Here is a 16,629-nt window from a genome sequence, read left to right as displayed (position 1 = left end):
TTGACCGACGAAGCGTCCCTCACCGGCTCGCTACGCCACTTGAGAGGAACGCTGTGATACCGACCGTTCCCAGCCCAGGTTCCTCGCCCTCATGAGCCGCTATCGGATTCACACATCTGGAAACTGGCTTTGCCGGCATCGTTGAAGATTTTCTTCATCTCGGAGTTGGGAACGGCGCGGCCAAGTGCGAGATGTGTGAATGCGATAGCTCATGAACCGGGAGGGTGGCCGGACTGGTGGGATTGATTGGCAATGCCCGAAATCCGGGTTCACGACCGGTGCCTACCCCGCGTGGCGCAGGCTGACGCCGGTGGCGCGGTCGAACAGCGCGACCTTTTCCGGGTTCCAGTCGAAGCGCACGGTCTGCTCCATGGCGAGATCGACGCGGGCCGGCGCGGTCGCGTGCAGCATCCAGTCGCCGACCCGCAGCGTCACGATCTTCTCCACGCCATGGTTCTCGACGTCGTGCACGATCGCCTCCACCGGCGCGCCGGCTTCGATCACCACGTCCTCCGGCCTGATGCCGAAGACGAGAGGCCGCCCGTCCGCTCCCCGGGCAGGCGCGGCGCTCCCGCAGGGCAACTCGAAGCTCTTCGGTGCGATCACCGCCCGGCCGGAGGCCAGCGTGCCGTCCAGCAGGTTCATCGGCGGCGAGCCGACGGCGCGCGCCACGAAGGTGTTGAGCGGGTTGGAGTAGATTTCCTTCGGCGTTCCGGTCTGCACCAGCCGGCCCTTGTCGAGCACGCCGATCTTGTCGCCCATCGACATCGCCTCGATCTGGTCGTGGGTGACGAACAGGAAGGTGGCGCCGAGATGCATCTGCAGGTTCTTGAGCTCGGTGCGCAGTGCCTCGCGCAGCTTGGCGTCGAGCGCCGACAGCGGCTCGTCCATCAGGAAGACGCGCGGCTTCCTGACGATCGCCCGGCCGATCGAGACGCGCTGCATCTCGCCGCCTGAGAGCCGGTCGGTCTTGCGGTCGAGCAGGTGCTCGATGCGGAGCGTCTTGGCGACCCGCGTGACTCGTTCCGCGATCTCGGCCGGCTCGACGCGGCGGATTTTCGACTTCAGCGGGAATTCGAGATTTTCGCGCACCGTGTAGCGCGGGTAGAGCGAATACTGCTGCAGCACCAGGGCGACGTCGCGTTCGGCCGCGCCCCAGTCGCCGACGTCAGTGCCGTCGATGAAGATCTTGCCCTCGGTCGGCTTCTCCAGCCCGGCGATGAGGCGCAGCGTCGTCGTCTTGCCGGCGCCGGTCTCGCCGAGCAGGACGAAGAACTCGCCGTCCTGGATTTCGAGGTCGAGCCCCTTCAGCGCGGTGTGGCCGCCGAACTTCTTGGTGATGGTCTTGAGCTGGATATGGGCCATGGGTTAGCCGGCCTTTGCAAAGGAAAGTCTGGACGGGAAAGGCGTTCTTTCGCACTCCCCTCTGTCCTGTCGGACATCTCCCCCGCAAGGGGGGAGATTGGCCGGCCGCTTTTGTTTCGCCAATCTCCGACGTTGGAGGAAGAGTACCTTCAGCGAAGCTGCCGATCTCCCCCCTTGCGGGGGAGATGTCCGGCAGGACAGAGGGGGGTGCGACGAGGCACTGAACATCGTGATCAAGCCACCCATCACAACCGCACCCCCAGGCTCTGCCCGCTCGCGTCGAAGAAATGCGCGTGGCTGGGGTCGAGGCGGGCGAACACCCGGTCGCCGGCCTTGTCGACATAGCCGGCCTTAGTGCGGGCGCGCAGCATCTCGCCGCCGATCCTGAGGTCGACGATGTCGTGCGAGCCGAGCGGCTCGATGATATGCGCCTCGACCGGCAGGAAGCCGTCCGCCGCCTCGTGCCGCACCAGCACGCCTTCCGGCCGGATGCCGAGCTTGAGATCGCCAACCGCCGCCTTGCCGTTGAGCTTTCCGAGCAGCTCGCGCGGGAAGGCAAAACCCTCGGGGGCTCCGTCGACCGTCACGCGGGCCTCGCCGCCGGCCTCCGAGACCGAAGCCTTGGCGACATTCATCACCGGACTGCCGACGAACTGCGCGACGAACAGGTTGGAGGGGTATTTGTAGACATCCTCGGGGCTGCCGACCTGCTGCAGCACGCCCTCATGCATGATGACGATGCGGTCGGCCAGGCTCATCGCCTCGATCTGGTCGTGGGTGACGTAGATGGTGGTCGAGCCCTGCTTGACGTGCAGCCGCTTGATCTCGCCGCGCATGTCCTCGCGCAGCTTGGCGTCGAGCGCGCCGATCGGCTCGTCCATCAGCATGGCCTTGGGCCGGCGCACCAGCGCCCGGCCGATCGCCACGCGCTGCATGTCGCCGCCCGACAGCGCCGACGGCTTCCTGCCGAGCAGGTCGGTGATGCGCAGCACCTGCGCGATCTCGCGCACCGCCTTGTCGACCTCCGTGCGGCTCATGCGGGTGGCGCGCAGCGGGAAGGCGATGTTCTCGTAGACCGTCATGTGCGGGTAGAGCGAGAAGGACTGGAACACCATGGCGATGTCGCGGTCCGAGCATTTGAGATGCTGCACCGGCTGGCCGTCGATGAGGATGTCGCCCTCGTCGATCGTCTCCAGCCCGGCGATGCCGCGCAGCGTCGTGGTCTTGCCGCAGCCGGACTGGCCGAGCAGCACGATGAACTCGTTGTCCTCGATCTTCAGGTTGAGGTCCTTGATGACCTGTACCGTGCCGAAGAACTTCTGCACGCCGCGGAGTTCGATCTGGGTCATGGATGTCCCTCCCCCTTCGGCGCGTCCTCGTCCTCGCTGACCACCTTCGCCCCGAACCAGTTGGTGAACAGGAAGGTGACTAGCCCGACCAGGATGATGGTGAGCCCGTAGCGGTGCAGGAACAGGTTCCAGGGCTGGCACAGCGCCACGATGCCGAGCACCATGACGATCTCGGCGATACGCTGCAGTCTGTCGGAGCGTATCATTTGCGGATCGCCCCGAACGACATGCCGCGCAGCAGATGGTTGCGGAGCAGGAAGGTGAAGATGGCGACGGGCAGCAGGAACAGCACCGTGCCAGCGGCGATCACCGTCCAGTCGGGCAGGCCGGAACCGACCTGGCTGGGGATGAAGGGCGGCGCCGTCTGGGCGCGGCGGTTGGTCATGATCAGCGCGAAGGCGTACTCGTTCCACGCGGTGATGAAGCAGAACACGGCCGTCGCGGCGATGCCGGTGGCGGCCTCCGGCAGCACCACCTTGAAGAAGGCCTGCATGCGCGTGTAGCCGTCGACGAGGGCCGCCTCCTCGTATTCCTTCGGGATCTCGTCGATGAAGCCTTTCATCAGCCACACCGAGAAGGACAGGTTGAAGGCGGTGTAGAGGATGATCAGGCCCCAATGCGTGTCGTTGAGGCCGACCATCCGGTACATCAGGAACATCGGGATCGCCACCACCACGGGCGGCAGCATGCGCGTCGACAGGATGAAGAACAGAAGGTCCGCCTCGCCCTTCATCTTGAAGCGGGAGAAGCCGTAGGCGGTGAAGGTGCCCATGCCGACGGCAAGCACGGTGGATGTGATCGCCACGATCAGCGAGTTCATGAAGCGGTCGGGATAGGCCGACCATTGCACGTTGCCCCTGCCGTCGCGCACCACCTTCTCGCCGCCGTCGAAGACGATGCGCTCCCACCATGGCGCCGCCTCGTATTCCTCCGGCGTCGGCTGCGTCCTGAGCTGCGAGCGCTTGGTGAACAGTTTCACCCAGGGCGACACCTCCGGCTGGAACAGGACGGTCGGCGGGATGGTGGTGGCGAGATTGCGCGGCTTGAAGGCGGTCGAGGCGATCCAGTAGATCGGCGCCAGGAAGACCAGCGTGATCACGATGACGGCGGCGATGGCGACGCGGTTGAGCGCGACTTCGCCGGATGTGCGGACGGCGGCCATCTCAGCGCTCCTTCACCTTGTTCAGGTATTTCACATAGATGTTGGTGATCGCCAGGATCATGATCAGCACGATGTAGGCGAGCGCGCAGGAGCGGCCGGTCTGCCATTCCTGGAAGGCCATCTTGTAGAGCCGGATCGAGATCAGCTCGGTGGTCGGCTGGCTGGTCAGGATGTAGGCGAGGTCGAAGGTCTTGAACGCCTCCATGGTGCGGAAGATGATGGCGATCATCAGGATCGGCGCCACCAGCGGCAGGGTGATGCGGAAGAAGGTGTAGAGCGGCCCGGCCCGGTCGATCGCCGCCGCCTCGTAGAGATGCTTCGGCACGGCCGACAGGCCGGCGAGCGACAGCAGCATGACGAAGGGCGACCACATCCAGATGTCGGTCAGCGCCACGGCGTAGAGCGCCATGTTGGGGTTGGACAGCCACTCGAAGGTGCCTAAGCCCAGCGCGTAGTTGATGATGCCGAAGGACGGATCGTAGAGCAGCTTCCAGAACAGGCCGACCACCGCCATGGACAGCATCATCGGCAGCAGCAGCAGCGTGGTCAGCAGCCCCTTCAGCGGGATGTCGCGATTGAGCAGCATCGCCATGCCGAAGCCGACGATCACCTGCCCCACCACCGAGACGATCACGTATTTCGCGGTGATGGCGAAGTTCGACCAGATGAAGGGGTCGTTGAGCAGCTCGCGATAGTTCTGCAGCCCGACGAAGTTGGCCGGCGCGTTAGTCGAGGCGCGGAAGTCGGTGAAGGAATAGCCGAGCGAGTAGATCAGCGGGAAGATGTTGAAGACGATCAGGAACAGGATCGTCGGGATGACGAACAGGTTGCGGATGGTGAGATCGCTCCAGCCGCGGGCGGCGGCGCGCGATTGCGGATCGAGCCGGGTCATGACGGCGGTAGCCAAATCCGGATTCCTTCCATGGAAACCCTGAAAAGAAAAGGAGGGGACGGGGACCGTCCCCTCCAGATGTGCCCCAGTGCCGGGCTTACTGTACCCGGTTGTACTTCTTGAACGTCGCGTTCCAGTCGCCGGCCAGCGAGTCGAGCACTTCCTTGGCCGTGCCCTGGTCGCCGGTGATGTAGGGATAGACGCGCTGGTTCATCTGGATCAGCAGCTCGGCATATTCCGGCGTCGCCCAGAAGTCCTTCACCTTGAACATGGTCTCGTAGAAGGCCTTGTTGTAGGGCGTGGCGTTCTGGAACTCGGCGCTCTCCAGCACCGCCTTGTTGCAGGTATAGCCGCCAAGCTCGGCCCACTTCTTCTGCGTGTCGTCCTTGATGAACCATTCCAGGAACTTCATCGCCTCTTCCTGGTTCTCCGAATAGGAGACCACCGAGATGCCCTGACCGCCGAGCGCGGCGAACTGCTCGCCGCCGGGGCCGGCCGGATTGGCGAAGAAGCCGGTGCCCTTGGCGTTGGGATTGGACGACTCGTTGACCAGCGCCGGGAAGAAGGCGAAGTAGTTCATGCTCATCGCTGCCAGGTTCTCGGTGATCGCCTGGTTGTCTTCGATGAAGAAGCTCTTGGCCCAGCCGGGCGGCGTGAACTTGTAGAGCTCCTTGTAGGCCTCGAGCGCCGCGACGTTCTTGTCCGAGTTGATGATGCCGTCCACCTTGTAGGTGGCGTAGTCGCCGAGTTCGCCGCCGAAGGAGAAGATGGCGTTCTCGACGCCCATCACCAGCGCATCGTAGGAATTGTCGGTGTAGATGGCGACGCCGTAGCGCTTCTCGTCGGGGCGGTGGAAAAACTCGGCGATATCGCGCAGCTGCTTCCAGTCCTTCGGCGGTGCGAGGTCGTAGCCGTATTTGGCCTTGAACGCCTCCATCTCCTTGGGATCCTCGAACCAGTCCTTGCGGTAGGACCAGCCGACCGCGTCGCCCTCCGCCGGGATCGACCAGTATTTCCCGGAACTGGCCGGGTATTCGGCGTAATACTTGACCGTGGCCGGCGCCATGGTCTCGGCGAGCTTGTGCTTGTTGAAGAACTCGGTCAGGTCGACATAGTGGCCGGCCTCCGAAGCTGCTCCGATCCATTGCGAGTCGCCGACCACCATGTCGTAGGCGCTGCCCTTGGCGTTGAATTCGGTGAAGGCCTTGGTCTGGAAGTCGGACCACGGCGTGGTCTCGACGGTCACCTTCACGCCGGTCTCGGCCTCATAGAGGTTGGCGAGCTCCTGCAGGTAGTTCGCCGGATCCCACTCCGCCCAGAAGATGGTGAGTTCCTGCGCGAACGCCGAGGTTCCGCAGGCAAGCGAGAATCCGATGCCGGCCAGCAGACCGGTCAGTGTCTTGCGCATTCCAAATTCCTCCCTTGTGCAACTGCATTCTCGAGTTGTCCGAGCGCGATGCCCGGCCCCGTCTGCCTTCGCTGCCGCATCGCCGCCCGACCCTCCCCGGCCGGTTCTAGACGTGCCTCGGCCTCCCCAGCCGATTGTTCCTCCCTTTACAATCTGGTATTACCAATATGCGTTCGTCGTCAAGGGCTTTGTTGCCGGCCAGTTCCCGCCCGCAAAAGCGGCTCCGCTCACATAACGCGCGATTTTTAACCGATTTTCTTTCTCTGCCGGCGGGTGTGGATCAGCGGGTCGAGCACTCCCTTGAAAAGTCACGTTCACTTTACCCATTATCTGGTCCAACCAGATTGGCGAGAAGTTTCACGCTTCGGCCGCGGCGGATGCCTGTACCAAGGTCGCCGCCGCCCATCTTGCCACGGCCAAGGTCTCTTCGCCATCGAGACCCCAGATGTCCTTCAGCACGATCAGCACCTCCACGCCGAACACTAGCGACAACGCCTGCGCGAGCCGGTCGAACTGCGCGGCGGGCAGCCGGTCCCGGAGCGGTGCGATCGCCTCCTTCAGCAAGTCCACCCGATGGCCCCGGGTGAGGCGCGGCTCTTCTCCCAGCGTGCCCGCCTGCCGGCGCGCCCACTGGTCGAGCGACAGCTTCAGTGCGGCCTTGAAGGTCGCCTCGTAGGCCTCGATGCGCGGCAGCGACGTCGCGATCAACTGGTCGACGCGCTCGCCGGTGTCCTTTGCCGCCGATTTCCAGGTCAGGATCGGCCCCAGCCCTTCATGCACCACCGCCTGCACCAGGGCTGCCTGGCTGGGGAAGTAGCGATAGGCGGTGGCCCGCGAAACGCCGGCCGCTTCCGCCGCCTCGGTCACCGACGGCGTCACGCCCGATTGCATCAGCCGGCTCGCCGTGTCCAGCAGCAGGCGGCGGGTGCGGGCGCGGGGGCCACGCTCCGCCGTCGCCATCGATTGACGTGAGACATCCATATCAATACGATACGCCCGTCTCAAAAAATTGCAACGGCCAGGCGAGGGCAGGATGCCGCTGATTCCGCGAAAGAAGATCGTCGACAAATTCAGGAAGATGATCGCCGGCGGCGTGCCGATCGTCGGCGGCGGCGCCGGTACGGGCCTGTCGGCGAAATCCGAGGAGGCCGGCGGCATCGACCTGATCATCATCTACAATTCCGGCCGCTATCGCATGGCCGGGCGCGGCTCGGCAGCCGGCCTGCTCGCCTACGGCAACGCCAACGAGATCGTGAAGGAGATGGCGGTCGAGGTGCTGCCGGTGGTGAAGCACACGCCGGTGCTGGCCGGCGTCAACGGCACCGATCCTTTCGTCATCATGCCGCGCTTCCTCGCCGAGCTGAAGGACATGGGTTTCTCCGGCGTGCAGAATTTTCCGACCATCGGCCTGTTCGACGGCACCATGCGCCAGAGCTTCGAGGAAACCGGCATGGGTTTCGGCCTGGAGGTCGACATGATCGCGGAGGCTCACAAGCTCGATCTGCTGACCACGCCCTACGTCTTCAACACCGACGAGGCCAAGGCCATGACCAGGGCCGGCGCCGACATCGTCGTCGCCCATATGGGCGTCACCACCGGCGGCACGATCGGCGCCACGTCAGCGAAATCATTGGACGACTGCGTGGCAGAAATCGACGCCATCGCGGAAGCGGCGCGCTCGGTGCGCAAGGACGTGATCCTGCTCTGCCACGGGGGCCCGATCTCCATGCCGGAGGACGCCCGCTACGTGCTCGAGCGGGTCGACGGGCTGCACGGCTTCTACGGCGCCTCGTCGATGGAACGGCTGCCGGCGGAGGCGGCGATCGCGAAGCAGACGGCGGACTTCAAGGCGCTCCCGGTTCGCGGCAAAGCGGCGAAGCCGGCGAAGAAAAAGAAGGGATGAGGCCATGACCGACACATCGAAAGTCTTCGTTTATCCGCAGGACGTAAGTGCGTTCGGCTTCGACTGGGGCAGGCTGGCGCTGACGGTGGCGCCGGAGGTCAACGGCGCCAAGCGGTTTTCCGGCGGGGTGGTCGACCTGCCGTCCGGCCAGGGCCATGCCCGCCACAACCATCCGGGCGCCGAGGAGATCATCTTCGTCATCTCCGGCAATGGCGAGCAGATGGTCGAGGACGAGGCCGGCAAGCCGGTGGTCGCGAAGGTGGGACCGGGCTGCACCGTCTTCGTTCCCGAAAGCCGCTACCACTCGACGCTCAATACGGGCGACGGACCGATGCAGCTCTTCGTCGTCTATTCGCCGGCCGGACCGGAGCTGGCGCTGCGCGACCTGCCGGATTTCCGCCTGCTCCCACCGGGAACCTAACAGTCGGGGGCGTCACTCGTCCTTGAGGAAGGTCGACCAGTCGATCTTCAGGTTGCCGTCGTCTTCGGGAATGAAGCTGTTGGCGGGGATCGCCATGCGCTGCCGCTTGGCGCGGTCCTGCGCGCCGGCCAGACTTCCCAGCACCGAGATGTTGCCCATCGAAAACAGCTGGCAATAGGCGGTGGCGAGCGCGCCGCAATCGCGCAGCGCCACGAGATCATCGGCTCCGGCCGCGTTGAGGGCCGCCTCGTTGATCCGCTTGAGGCCGCCGATCCGCCGGTCGCCCGTCTCCTCCTTGGCGACCACCGGCCATGGCTCCAGCAGGCCGCGCGTCGCGAGGGCGGCAACGGCGTTGCGCACGACGTCGAGGCTCCGGCGTGCCCGGGTCAGCGAATCGGCGATGGCCTGGGTCTCGCGCGTCGGCGTGCCGTCGGAGGCGAAGAACGGAAAGCCGTGCTCGCCGACCGCGGTGTCGCGGATCAGCCCGCTCGCCTCGTTGACGCAGAGCGCGAACTTGCCGTCGGCCTGGCGGCCGAGGCTGAAGGGAAAATTCTGCAGCGCGGCCGGAACATGCGAGGCGAGCCAGCGTCCGTCCGGCGCGACGAAGAGGTTGCGGTCGCGATGCAGACTGAACAGGGCGACCAGCGTCGCGCCGTCTTCCATGTCGACGAAGGCCAGGGGAAAGGCGCGGCCGGCATGCGCGATCTCCGGCGCACCCACCGGCGCAAGATTGATCGACGCGGCGAAGCCGTAGCCGGTCGGACGCTGCCATTTCTTGTGGAGGTGGCGCTCCCGGGTGATGACGTGCAGCGTCTCTGGCATGTCCGCTCCGCTTTCTTTGTGCCGTCCATGATGCCGATCCCGCGGACCCGGCGCAACCGGCTTGCCTTGGGACGAAGAGACGTGGCGGTTCGAGCAAAACGACATCGGTAACTTGCCCCGCGGCGCGGTCGCCTGCGGTGAATATTTGGTCGTCATAGTGGTTCCCAAGCTTGACTTCGGTGTTCCTCTCTTTTCATAAGGCAGGAGAGGCGGGAACAATATCGGGCGGCATGCGAATACTTGCGGGGGCAGTTGCGGCGGGTCTGATGCTCGGATGCGCCGCCGTGGCGCATGCGGAGCCGGTGGCCCGCGACGCTCCGGCCGCCGGCTCGGTGATCGCCCGCAAGACCGGCGAGGAGGTGCGCTTCATCGACGTCAGCACCTGGCGCGGCGTCGACATCCACCAGGATCTGCTGGCCGGCGACGTGCTGAGGACGAACGCCCAGGGCAATCTCGCCGTCCTGTTCGCCGACAAGACGCAGGTCCGGCTCGGCCGCAACACCACCATGCTGGTGAAGGAGGTCAATCCCGGCGCCGATTCGCTGTTCGGCCTAGAGAGCGGCAGCATCTGGGCGCGCGCCGAGCGCGGCGGCGAGGGCATCGTCGTGGAGACGCCGGCCGCGGCCGCCGCGATCCGCGGCACAGACTGGACGATGATGGTCGACGCTTCCGGCCGGACCTCGCTGACCGTGCTGGAAGGGCAGGTCGAGCTTTCCAACGCATTCGGCTCGGTCTCGGTGCGGCGTGGCGAGGCGGCCTCCGCAAGAATCGGGCAGGCGCCGACCAAGATCGTGATCGTCGACCCGGACGACCGCGAGCAGATGCTGTTCTACCTGTCGCTGCGCAACGGTTTTGCCGCCATGCCGGCCTCGCCGCTCTCCAGCGCCGGGATGCGCGGCGAACGGGCGCGGATCGCGGCGGTGCCGGAGGCGCAGCGCACCGCCGAGCAATGGCTGACGCTAGCGGAGGTCGGGCTCTCCTATGACGGGCGCAGCGCCGGCAGGCGCGCCGCCGACCGGGCGCGCAGCCTGCCGCTCGATGCGTCGCAGCGCGCCCGCCTCGATCTCGTCGACGGCATGATCGCGGCGTCCGAAAAGCGCTACGACGCGGCGATCCCGCTGCTTTCCCGCGCCGCGCCGCTTCTGTCGGGAAGCCGGCGGCAGATCGCCCTCTACGCCGCCTATTTCGCCCGCACGCTGGCCAACCCCGACCATGTCGAGCAGCCGCCTTCGGGTGCCGCCGTCAGCCCCTATGGCGCGCTGGCAGAGGCCTGGACGGCAGGCTTCCTCAAGGATATCCCGGCGGCGGTCGAGGTCATCCGCCGCGCCGAGTTGCGCTTTCCCGACGACCCGACGCTGCCGGCGGCGCGCGCCCAGATGGCGCTGCTGCTCGACGACCGGGCGCAGGTGAAGGAGGCGGTCGACCGGGCGCTGGCGCTCGATCCCGACGACCCGACGGCGCTGGAGGCGCGCGGCAACTACCGCGCCGACATCGACAGCGACCTCGACGGCGCGCTCGCCGACCTGAAGCGGGCGACCGAGCTGGCGCCGGGCTCATCCTCGGCATGGAACGCGCTGGGCCTTGTGCTCGACGAGCGCGGGGCGACGCGCGAGGCGGAGGCGGCGCTGCAGACGGCGGTCGCGCTCGACCCGCAGGACCCGGTGTCGCGCGCCAACCTGGCGCTGATCTATCTCGGCCAGGACCGGCTAGCCAAGGCCAAGGCCGAGATCGACAGGGCGATGGCCGAGGATCCCGGCTTCGACATCGGCCTGGTGGCCCGCGGCCTCTACCACCTGAAGACCGGCGAGATGGACAAGGCGATGCAGGACCTGCTCGCCGGCTCCACCGCCAACCCCGCCTTCGCGCAGGCGCTGCTGCTGCTCGCCGCCGGCTATTACGAGACCGGCCAGCGCGCGCCGGCCGAGCAGGCGCTGGAGAATGCCGACCGCCTCGACCCCAATGATCCGGCGACGGCCAATGTCGCGACGGCGATCGCGGCGGACGACTACGATTCCGACCGCGCCATCCGCTCGGCGCAGGAGGCGATGAAGCGCACGCGGGCCCGCGGCGGCGACTATGCCGCGCTCGGCGCCAGCCGCGACCAGGGCTCGACCCTGAACCACGCCTACCGCCTGCAGGGGCTCGATGCCTGGGGCCGTTATTATGGCGACGTGGTCTTCGACCCCTTCTCCGCCAGCGCGCTCGCCGACCAGGCGATCGCCGGCAGCCCGAACCCCTTCACCACCAGCGGCGACTATGACGGGCAGACGGTCGGCGAGCCGATCGCCGGCGATTCGGCGCTGTCGTCCCTCATCCAGGGTCTGCTGCTCGAACCGCAGATGCTTGCCGGCCGCTCCCGCGGCGCCAATCTGATCAACCGGCCCTTCATCGAAGGCGCGATCCAGGGCGGTGCGCTCAGCGGCGACGCCAGCGGCTGGACCGGCGAAGCCGAGGTGAAGGGCTATCTCGCCTACCCGTTCCCGATCAGCTTCTATGGCGAATTCACCAAACGCGATACCGAGGAGTCGCGCGGCGAGATACAGCCCGATGCGAGCCGGACTTCCACAGAGTACGATCTGTTCGACAAGACGGTAGGAGGCTTCGGATATCTGACGCTCAGCCCGACTCCGAACGACAACATCGTGCTGTTTGCCGCGGTCCAGGATACCGAGGATGATCTTCGCAATGGTCTCACGGTTTATGTTCCGCCGCTTGGGATTCCAGTCCCGCCCAACACATCCGGCGTGAATTCTCTCGACTTGCTCGGTTCCACAAACGATCGCACCGTTGACGACCGCACTGGCGGTTATGGTGCTGCCTGGAGCCATACTTTTGGGTATCGGAACGTGGTGAGCGCGGGTGTGTTCGCGTCCGGCTTCAAACGTCACAGCCTTGAGGCTACCAACTTCCTTATCCTGCTCAACGACCAGTATCTGGTATCTGGTCTCGGTGCGCAGGAGGTTAAAGCCGACAGTGATTCAGTACTCGGCAGCGTGAACCACACGCTGGGAGTTGATGATCTGACTTTGCGCTATGGCGCGGAGGGCGGAATGCTCAATCAGAACCGCACCGCATCGAACCTGACATATATTCCGGGCGTGTCGCGGGATCTCACGACCACCGAGAGCAACTTCGACCTAACCACCGGCCGCATCTACGCAGACGTCCTCTACGACATCACGCCCAGCCTCAAGGCGGAAGCGGGCCTGTTCGGCACCATGTTCGAGGGCGAGGCGCTCGACGAATTCCGGGCGGAGCCGCGCGTCGGTGCCGCCTGGGCGCCGTTCGAGGGCCACTGGCTGCGGGTCGGCTATATCGAGGAGAGCAGCGCGCTCAACGCCTTCACCCTGGCGCCGGTCGGCGTGATCGGCATGCAGGCGAACCAGGCGCCGCTCGACATCGGCGGCAAGAGCAGCAGCTTCGCGGCCCGCTGGGAGGCCCAGTGGTCGGATCATCTGTTCACCGCGGTCGACTACCAGCACCAGGAACTCGACGATCTCGCCATTCCCGTCCCGCTCAGCCTCGACCAGATTTCGCTCACCGAAGGCCGGATCGACCGCATCGGCGCCACCGCCAACCTCTGGCTGACGCACGGGTTCGGCGCCTTCGCCACTTTCGCCTACGCGAACTCGGAGAACCGCGATCCGTCGAGCCTGAGCTATGGCGGCCTGATCCCGTACGTGCCGGAACAGACGGCCAGGCTGGGCCTGACCTGGGTCAGCACGGCCGACGTCAAGGTCACCGTCGCCGCGAGTTATGTCGGCGAGCGCTCCGGCGGCGATTCCGGCATCATGCTCGACCCCTACTGGACGGCCGACGCCTTCCTCACCTGGGAGCCGCTGGACAAGCGCTTCGAGCTCGAGCTCGCCGCCTACAACCTCTTCGACGAGGAGTTCGAGGTGGCGCCCAACGTGCCGGGCTGGGGGCGCGTCTTCACCGGCTCGCTGAAGGTCCGGTTCTGAGGTGGCCGACGGCGCGACCATCCACGCGCGCCGGGCCTGGCAGCTTGCCGCCATCGCCGCGGCGGTGGCGGCCCTCGTCTTCGCCGCCTCGCTCACCTCGGCCTGGCGGCTGGTCGAGCTGAAGATATTCGACCATTTCTCGACGCTTGCGCCGCCGCCGCTCTCGCAGGATGCGCCGATCGTCGTAGCGATCGACGAGCCCTCCATGGCGGAGATCGGCCAGCGCTGGCCGTGGCCGCGCGACCTGCATGCCCGCCTGGTGACGGCACTGCGCGCCGCCGGCGCCGAGGCGATCGGCCTCGACATCATCTTTTCCGAGCCGTCGACGGCCGCGAGCGACCAGGCGCTGGCCATCGCCCTCGGCCCGGACGTGGTGCTTGCCGCCGACGAGACGGTGATCCGCACGCCGCAGGCCGACCAGCTGATCCGGGTCGAGCCGCTGCCGGCCTTCACGGCGTCCGGCGCGCGCTCCGGCATCGTCTCGATCAGCCTCGACGGCGACGGGGTCGTGCGCCGCGTTCCGGCCTACGCCGACGGTTTTGCCGCGCGGCTGCTCGAGACCGCCGGCGGCGTGGCGCCCGCAGTGCCGGCAGGCGCGCTGATCCAGGGTTTTGGTCCGCCGCGCAGCTTTCAGACGGTGTCTTATTACCAGGCGCTCGATCCCGGTGCCTTCCTGCCGCCCGATGCGTTCCGCGGCCGCACTGTGATCGTCGGCCTGTCGATGCAGTCGGCGCCCAGCGTCGAAACCGGCGGACCCGACGTCTACGCCACCTCCGACACGGTGCGCAGCCGCCGTCTGCTTGCCGGCGCCGAGCTGCAGGCGACGATCTTCGATAATCTCGGCGGCCGCCATTTCGTGATGCCGGCGCCGCTGCCCGCGGTCGCGCTCGCAATTTTGGCCGCTGCGGCGCTGGCGGCTCTTTCCGTTTGGAGCGGCACGGGACGGATCACGGCGGCGGTCTCCATCGCCGCCGTGCTCGGCATCTTCGCCGCCAGCCTGCTGCTTCTGCAATACGGCCGCGTCTTCCTGGCGCCGGTGGCGCCGTCGCTCGCCTTCGCCGGCGTCGCTGCTATCCAGAGCGCGCGCGACTACGCCGCCGAGCGCCAACGCCGCATGAGGATCACCCGCGCCTTCTCGCAATATCTGTCGCCGGTGCTGGTCGAGCGGCTCGCCGACGACGTTTCCCAGCTCAAGCTCGGCGGCGAGCGGCGCGTGCTCACCGTGCTGTTCTGCGACGTGCGCGGCTTCACCACCATCTCGGAGGAGATGAAGGACGACCCGGAAGGGCTCACCCGGCTGATGAACCGGCTGCTCAACCCGCTTTCCGACGTCATCCTCAAGGCCGGCGGCACGATCGACAAATATATCGGCGACGCGATCATGGCGTTCTGGAACGCGCCGTTGGAGGATCCGGACCATGCGGTCCACGCGATCGAGGCCGCGCTTGCCATGCTGGATGCGGTCGACGCACTGAACGCCGAGCGCGAGCGGGAGGCAGCCGGCTCGGGGCGGGCGCCCACACCGCTGCGCATCGGCGTCGGCATCAACAGCGGCGACTGCGTGGTCGGCAACATGGGCTCCGACTTCCGCTTCAACTATTCCGCGCTCGGCGATCCGGTGAACCTCGCCTCGCGGCTGGAAGGCGAGACGAAGAATTTCGGCGTCTCGATCCTGGTCGGGGAGGCGGCGGCGCGGCTTGTCGGTGGGCGGATCGCGCTGGCCGAACTCGACCAGGTCAAGGTGAAGGGCAAGTCGCAGGCGGTCATGGTGTCGACGCCCGTGCCCCGCGCCACCGCGGACGCACTCGCCTGGCATGCGGCGCTGATCGCCGACATGCATGCCGGGATGCTCAGGGCCGACGGTCCCCGCTTCGAGGTTCTGGGGAAAGAACTGCCGGAGGTGGCGGGTTTCTACCGGATTTTGCGCGATCGTCTGGCGGCAGGGCGGTAAGCGCCGGCTTCACGGCCGGTTTGGCCGGCCACAAGGGCGGGGCAATCACAAACCCGCCGTTGCAGGCCAGGGCCATGCACGCTACCGTCGCGGCAGGGAGAGAGATCATGAACATCAAAACCGAGACGCCGGTCGTCGTTCCGTTCGACCATGAAAAGCTCGACCGGCTGATGGACAAGGCCGGCATCGACATCCTCGTCGCCACCTCCAAGCACAACGTCCAGTACCTGCTGGGCGGCTACAAATTCATCTTCTTCGCTGCCATGGACGCGATCGGCCACAGCCGCTACCTGCCGGTGGTTGTCTACGAGAAGGGGCGGCCGGACCACGCCGCCTATGTGGCCAACCGGATGGAGGGCGGCGAGCACGCCAACCGGCCGTTCTGGACGCCGACGCTGCATGCCGCCGCCTGGGGTACGCTGGACGCCGCCCAGCTCGCCGCCGACCATATCCGCAAGATCGCGGCGCCCGGCGCGCGCATCGGCATCGAGCCCCCCTTCCTGCCGTCCGACGCGCATGCGGTGCTCGGACAGCTCGGCAACCGCGCCGAGCTGGTGGATGCCACAAGCGTGTTCGAGCGGCTCCGCGCGGTCAAGACGCCGGAGGAGCTGGACAAGCTGCGCACCGCTTCCGAACTCATCACCGACTCCATGCTCGCCACCATCGAATGGGCAGGCGAGGGCACGACCAAGGCCGAGATCATCGAGCGGCTGCGCAAGGAGGAGACGGATCGCGGGCTGCATTTCGAATACTGCCTGCTGACGCTGGGCTCCAGCCACAACCGCGCCGCCTCGCCGCAGGCGTGGAAGAAGGGCGAGGTGCTGTCGATCGATTCGGGCGGCAACTATCACGGCTATATCGGTGACCTCTGCCGCATGGGCGTGCTGGGCGAGCCGGATGCCGAACTGGAGGATCTGCTGTCGGAGGTCGATGCCGTCCAGCAGGCGGCCTTCGGGAAAATCCGCGCCGGAGCGCTGGGCGGCGACCTGATCGCGGCCGGCGAGGCGCGGCTGAAGGTTTCGCCAGTCGCGCCCTACACCGACTTCTTCGCCCACGGCATGGGCGTCATCACCCATGAGGCGCCGTTCCTGATGACCAACCACCCGGTCACCTATGAAGGCGTCGACGCCGCCCACCCGCTGGAGTCCGGCATGGTGCTTTCGGTGGAGACGACCATGCTGCATCCCTCCCGCGGCTTCATCAAGCTGGAGGACACGGTGGCGGTCACCGACACCGGCTACGAGATGTTCGGCGAGCGCGGCCGCGGCTGGAACCGGGGCGGGTGAGGCCTATGTTTTCTTCCCCCCATGGACGGCAGGGCAATCGCATATGCCGATGTTGACCGTCATTCCGGGGCCGCGCAGCGGAACCCGGAATCCAGAGCGTTGGTGTCG

General features: G+C 66.5%; 13 protein-coding genes. 5 read left to right on the top strand and 8 right to left on the bottom strand.

Features of this window, described 5'->3' with window-relative positions; all coding sequences use genetic code 11:
• Positions 1 to 282 precede the first annotated feature (282 nt).
• The 7 genes from AC5JDC_RS09760 to AC5JDC_RS09730 all read right to left on the bottom strand — a co-directional run bounded on the left by AC5JDC_RS09760 (position 283) and on the right by AC5JDC_RS09730 (position 7,157).
• The gene (locus AC5JDC_RS09760) at positions 283 to 1,365 is read right to left on the bottom strand and encodes an ABC transporter ATP-binding protein (RefSeq protein WP_106773226.1); all 1,083 of its coding nucleotides are present in this window, start codon (positions 1,363 to 1,365) and stop codon (positions 283 to 285) included.
• A 245-nt stretch (positions 1,366 to 1,610) separates the two neighbouring features.
• On the bottom strand, positions 1,611 to 2,714 hold the full coding sequence (locus tag AC5JDC_RS09755; protein ID WP_495841193.1) for an ABC transporter ATP-binding protein: 1,104 nt from the start codon (positions 2,712 to 2,714) through the stop codon (positions 1,611 to 1,613).
• Entirely contained in the window at positions 2,711 to 2,920 is a 210-nt protein-coding gene (locus AC5JDC_RS09750) for a hypothetical protein (RefSeq protein ID WP_495841192.1), read from the bottom strand. The genes AC5JDC_RS09755 and AC5JDC_RS09750 overlap by 4 nt, the downstream gene beginning before the upstream one ends.
• Entirely contained in the window at positions 2,917 to 3,876 is a 960-nt protein-coding gene (locus AC5JDC_RS09745; protein ID WP_106773223.1) for a carbohydrate ABC transporter permease, read from the bottom strand. Before AC5JDC_RS09745 ends, AC5JDC_RS09750 begins: the two co-directional genes overlap by 4 nt.
• Before the next feature lies 1 nt (position 3,877).
• On the bottom strand, positions 3,878 to 4,783 hold the full coding sequence (locus AC5JDC_RS09740) for a carbohydrate ABC transporter permease (protein ID WP_106773222.1): 906 nt from the start codon (positions 4,781 to 4,783) through the stop codon (positions 3,878 to 3,880).
• An 82-nt stretch (positions 4,784 to 4,865) separates the two neighbouring features.
• Positions 4,866 to 6,176 carry an ABC transporter substrate-binding protein gene (locus AC5JDC_RS09735; RefSeq protein WP_106773221.1) on the bottom strand — a complete coding sequence of 437 codons (1,311 nt, stop codon included), beginning with the start codon at positions 6,174 to 6,176 and terminating at the stop codon, positions 4,866 to 4,868.
• Between the two features lie 357 nt (positions 6,177 to 6,533).
• Positions 6,534 to 7,157 carry a TetR/AcrR family transcriptional regulator gene (locus tag AC5JDC_RS09730; RefSeq protein WP_106773220.1) on the bottom strand — a complete coding sequence of 208 codons (624 nt, stop codon included), beginning with the start codon at positions 7,155 to 7,157 and terminating at the stop codon, positions 6,534 to 6,536.
• Between the two features lie 52 nt (positions 7,158 to 7,209).
• Between AC5JDC_RS09730 and AC5JDC_RS09725 the strand changes: the two genes are divergently transcribed.
• Together AC5JDC_RS09725 and AC5JDC_RS09720 are read left to right on the top strand one after the other, a co-directional pair.
• On the top strand, positions 7,210 to 8,079 hold the full coding sequence (locus tag AC5JDC_RS09725; RefSeq protein ID WP_495841191.1) for a phosphoenolpyruvate hydrolase family protein: 870 nt from the start codon (positions 7,210 to 7,212) through the stop codon (positions 8,077 to 8,079).
• Positions 8,080 to 8,083: 4 nt separating this feature from the next.
• The gene (locus AC5JDC_RS09720; protein WP_495841190.1) at positions 8,084 to 8,500 is read left to right on the top strand and encodes a cupin domain-containing protein; all 417 of its coding nucleotides are present in this window, start codon (positions 8,084 to 8,086) and stop codon (positions 8,498 to 8,500) included.
• A gap of 12 nt (positions 8,501 to 8,512) precedes the next feature.
• Here the strand turns inward: AC5JDC_RS09720 and AC5JDC_RS09715 are convergent, their stop codons facing one another.
• Positions 8,513 to 9,322, bottom strand: a complete 810-nt coding sequence (locus tag AC5JDC_RS09715) for a SapC family protein (RefSeq protein ID WP_495841189.1) — start codon at positions 9,320 to 9,322, stop codon at positions 8,513 to 8,515.
• A 266-nt stretch (positions 9,323 to 9,588) separates the two neighbouring features.
• Here AC5JDC_RS09715 and AC5JDC_RS09710 point away from each other — a divergent pair, with 266 nt between their 5' ends.
• The 3 genes from AC5JDC_RS09710 to AC5JDC_RS09700 all read left to right on the top strand — a co-directional run bounded on the left by AC5JDC_RS09710 (position 9,589) and on the right by AC5JDC_RS09700 (position 16,521).
• Positions 9,589 to 13,284, top strand: a complete 3,696-nt coding sequence (locus AC5JDC_RS09710) for a FecR domain-containing protein (protein WP_495841188.1) — start codon at positions 9,589 to 9,591, stop codon at positions 13,282 to 13,284.
• 1 nt (position 13,285) lies between these two features.
• Positions 13,286 to 15,235 (top strand): CHASE2 domain-containing protein, encoded by a 1,950-nt coding sequence (locus AC5JDC_RS09705; RefSeq protein ID WP_495841187.1) that lies wholly within the window; start codon positions 13,286 to 13,288, stop codon positions 15,233 to 15,235.
• Positions 15,236 to 15,342: 107 nt separating this feature from the next.
• Entirely contained in the window at positions 15,343 to 16,521 is a 1,179-nt protein-coding gene (locus AC5JDC_RS09700) for a M24 family metallopeptidase (RefSeq protein WP_495841186.1), read from the top strand.
• Positions 16,522 to 16,629: the final 108 nt, after the last annotated feature.

This window comes from Kumtagia sp. (assembly GCF_059502445.1).
This window is presented reverse-complemented; position numbering and strand designations above follow the sequence as displayed.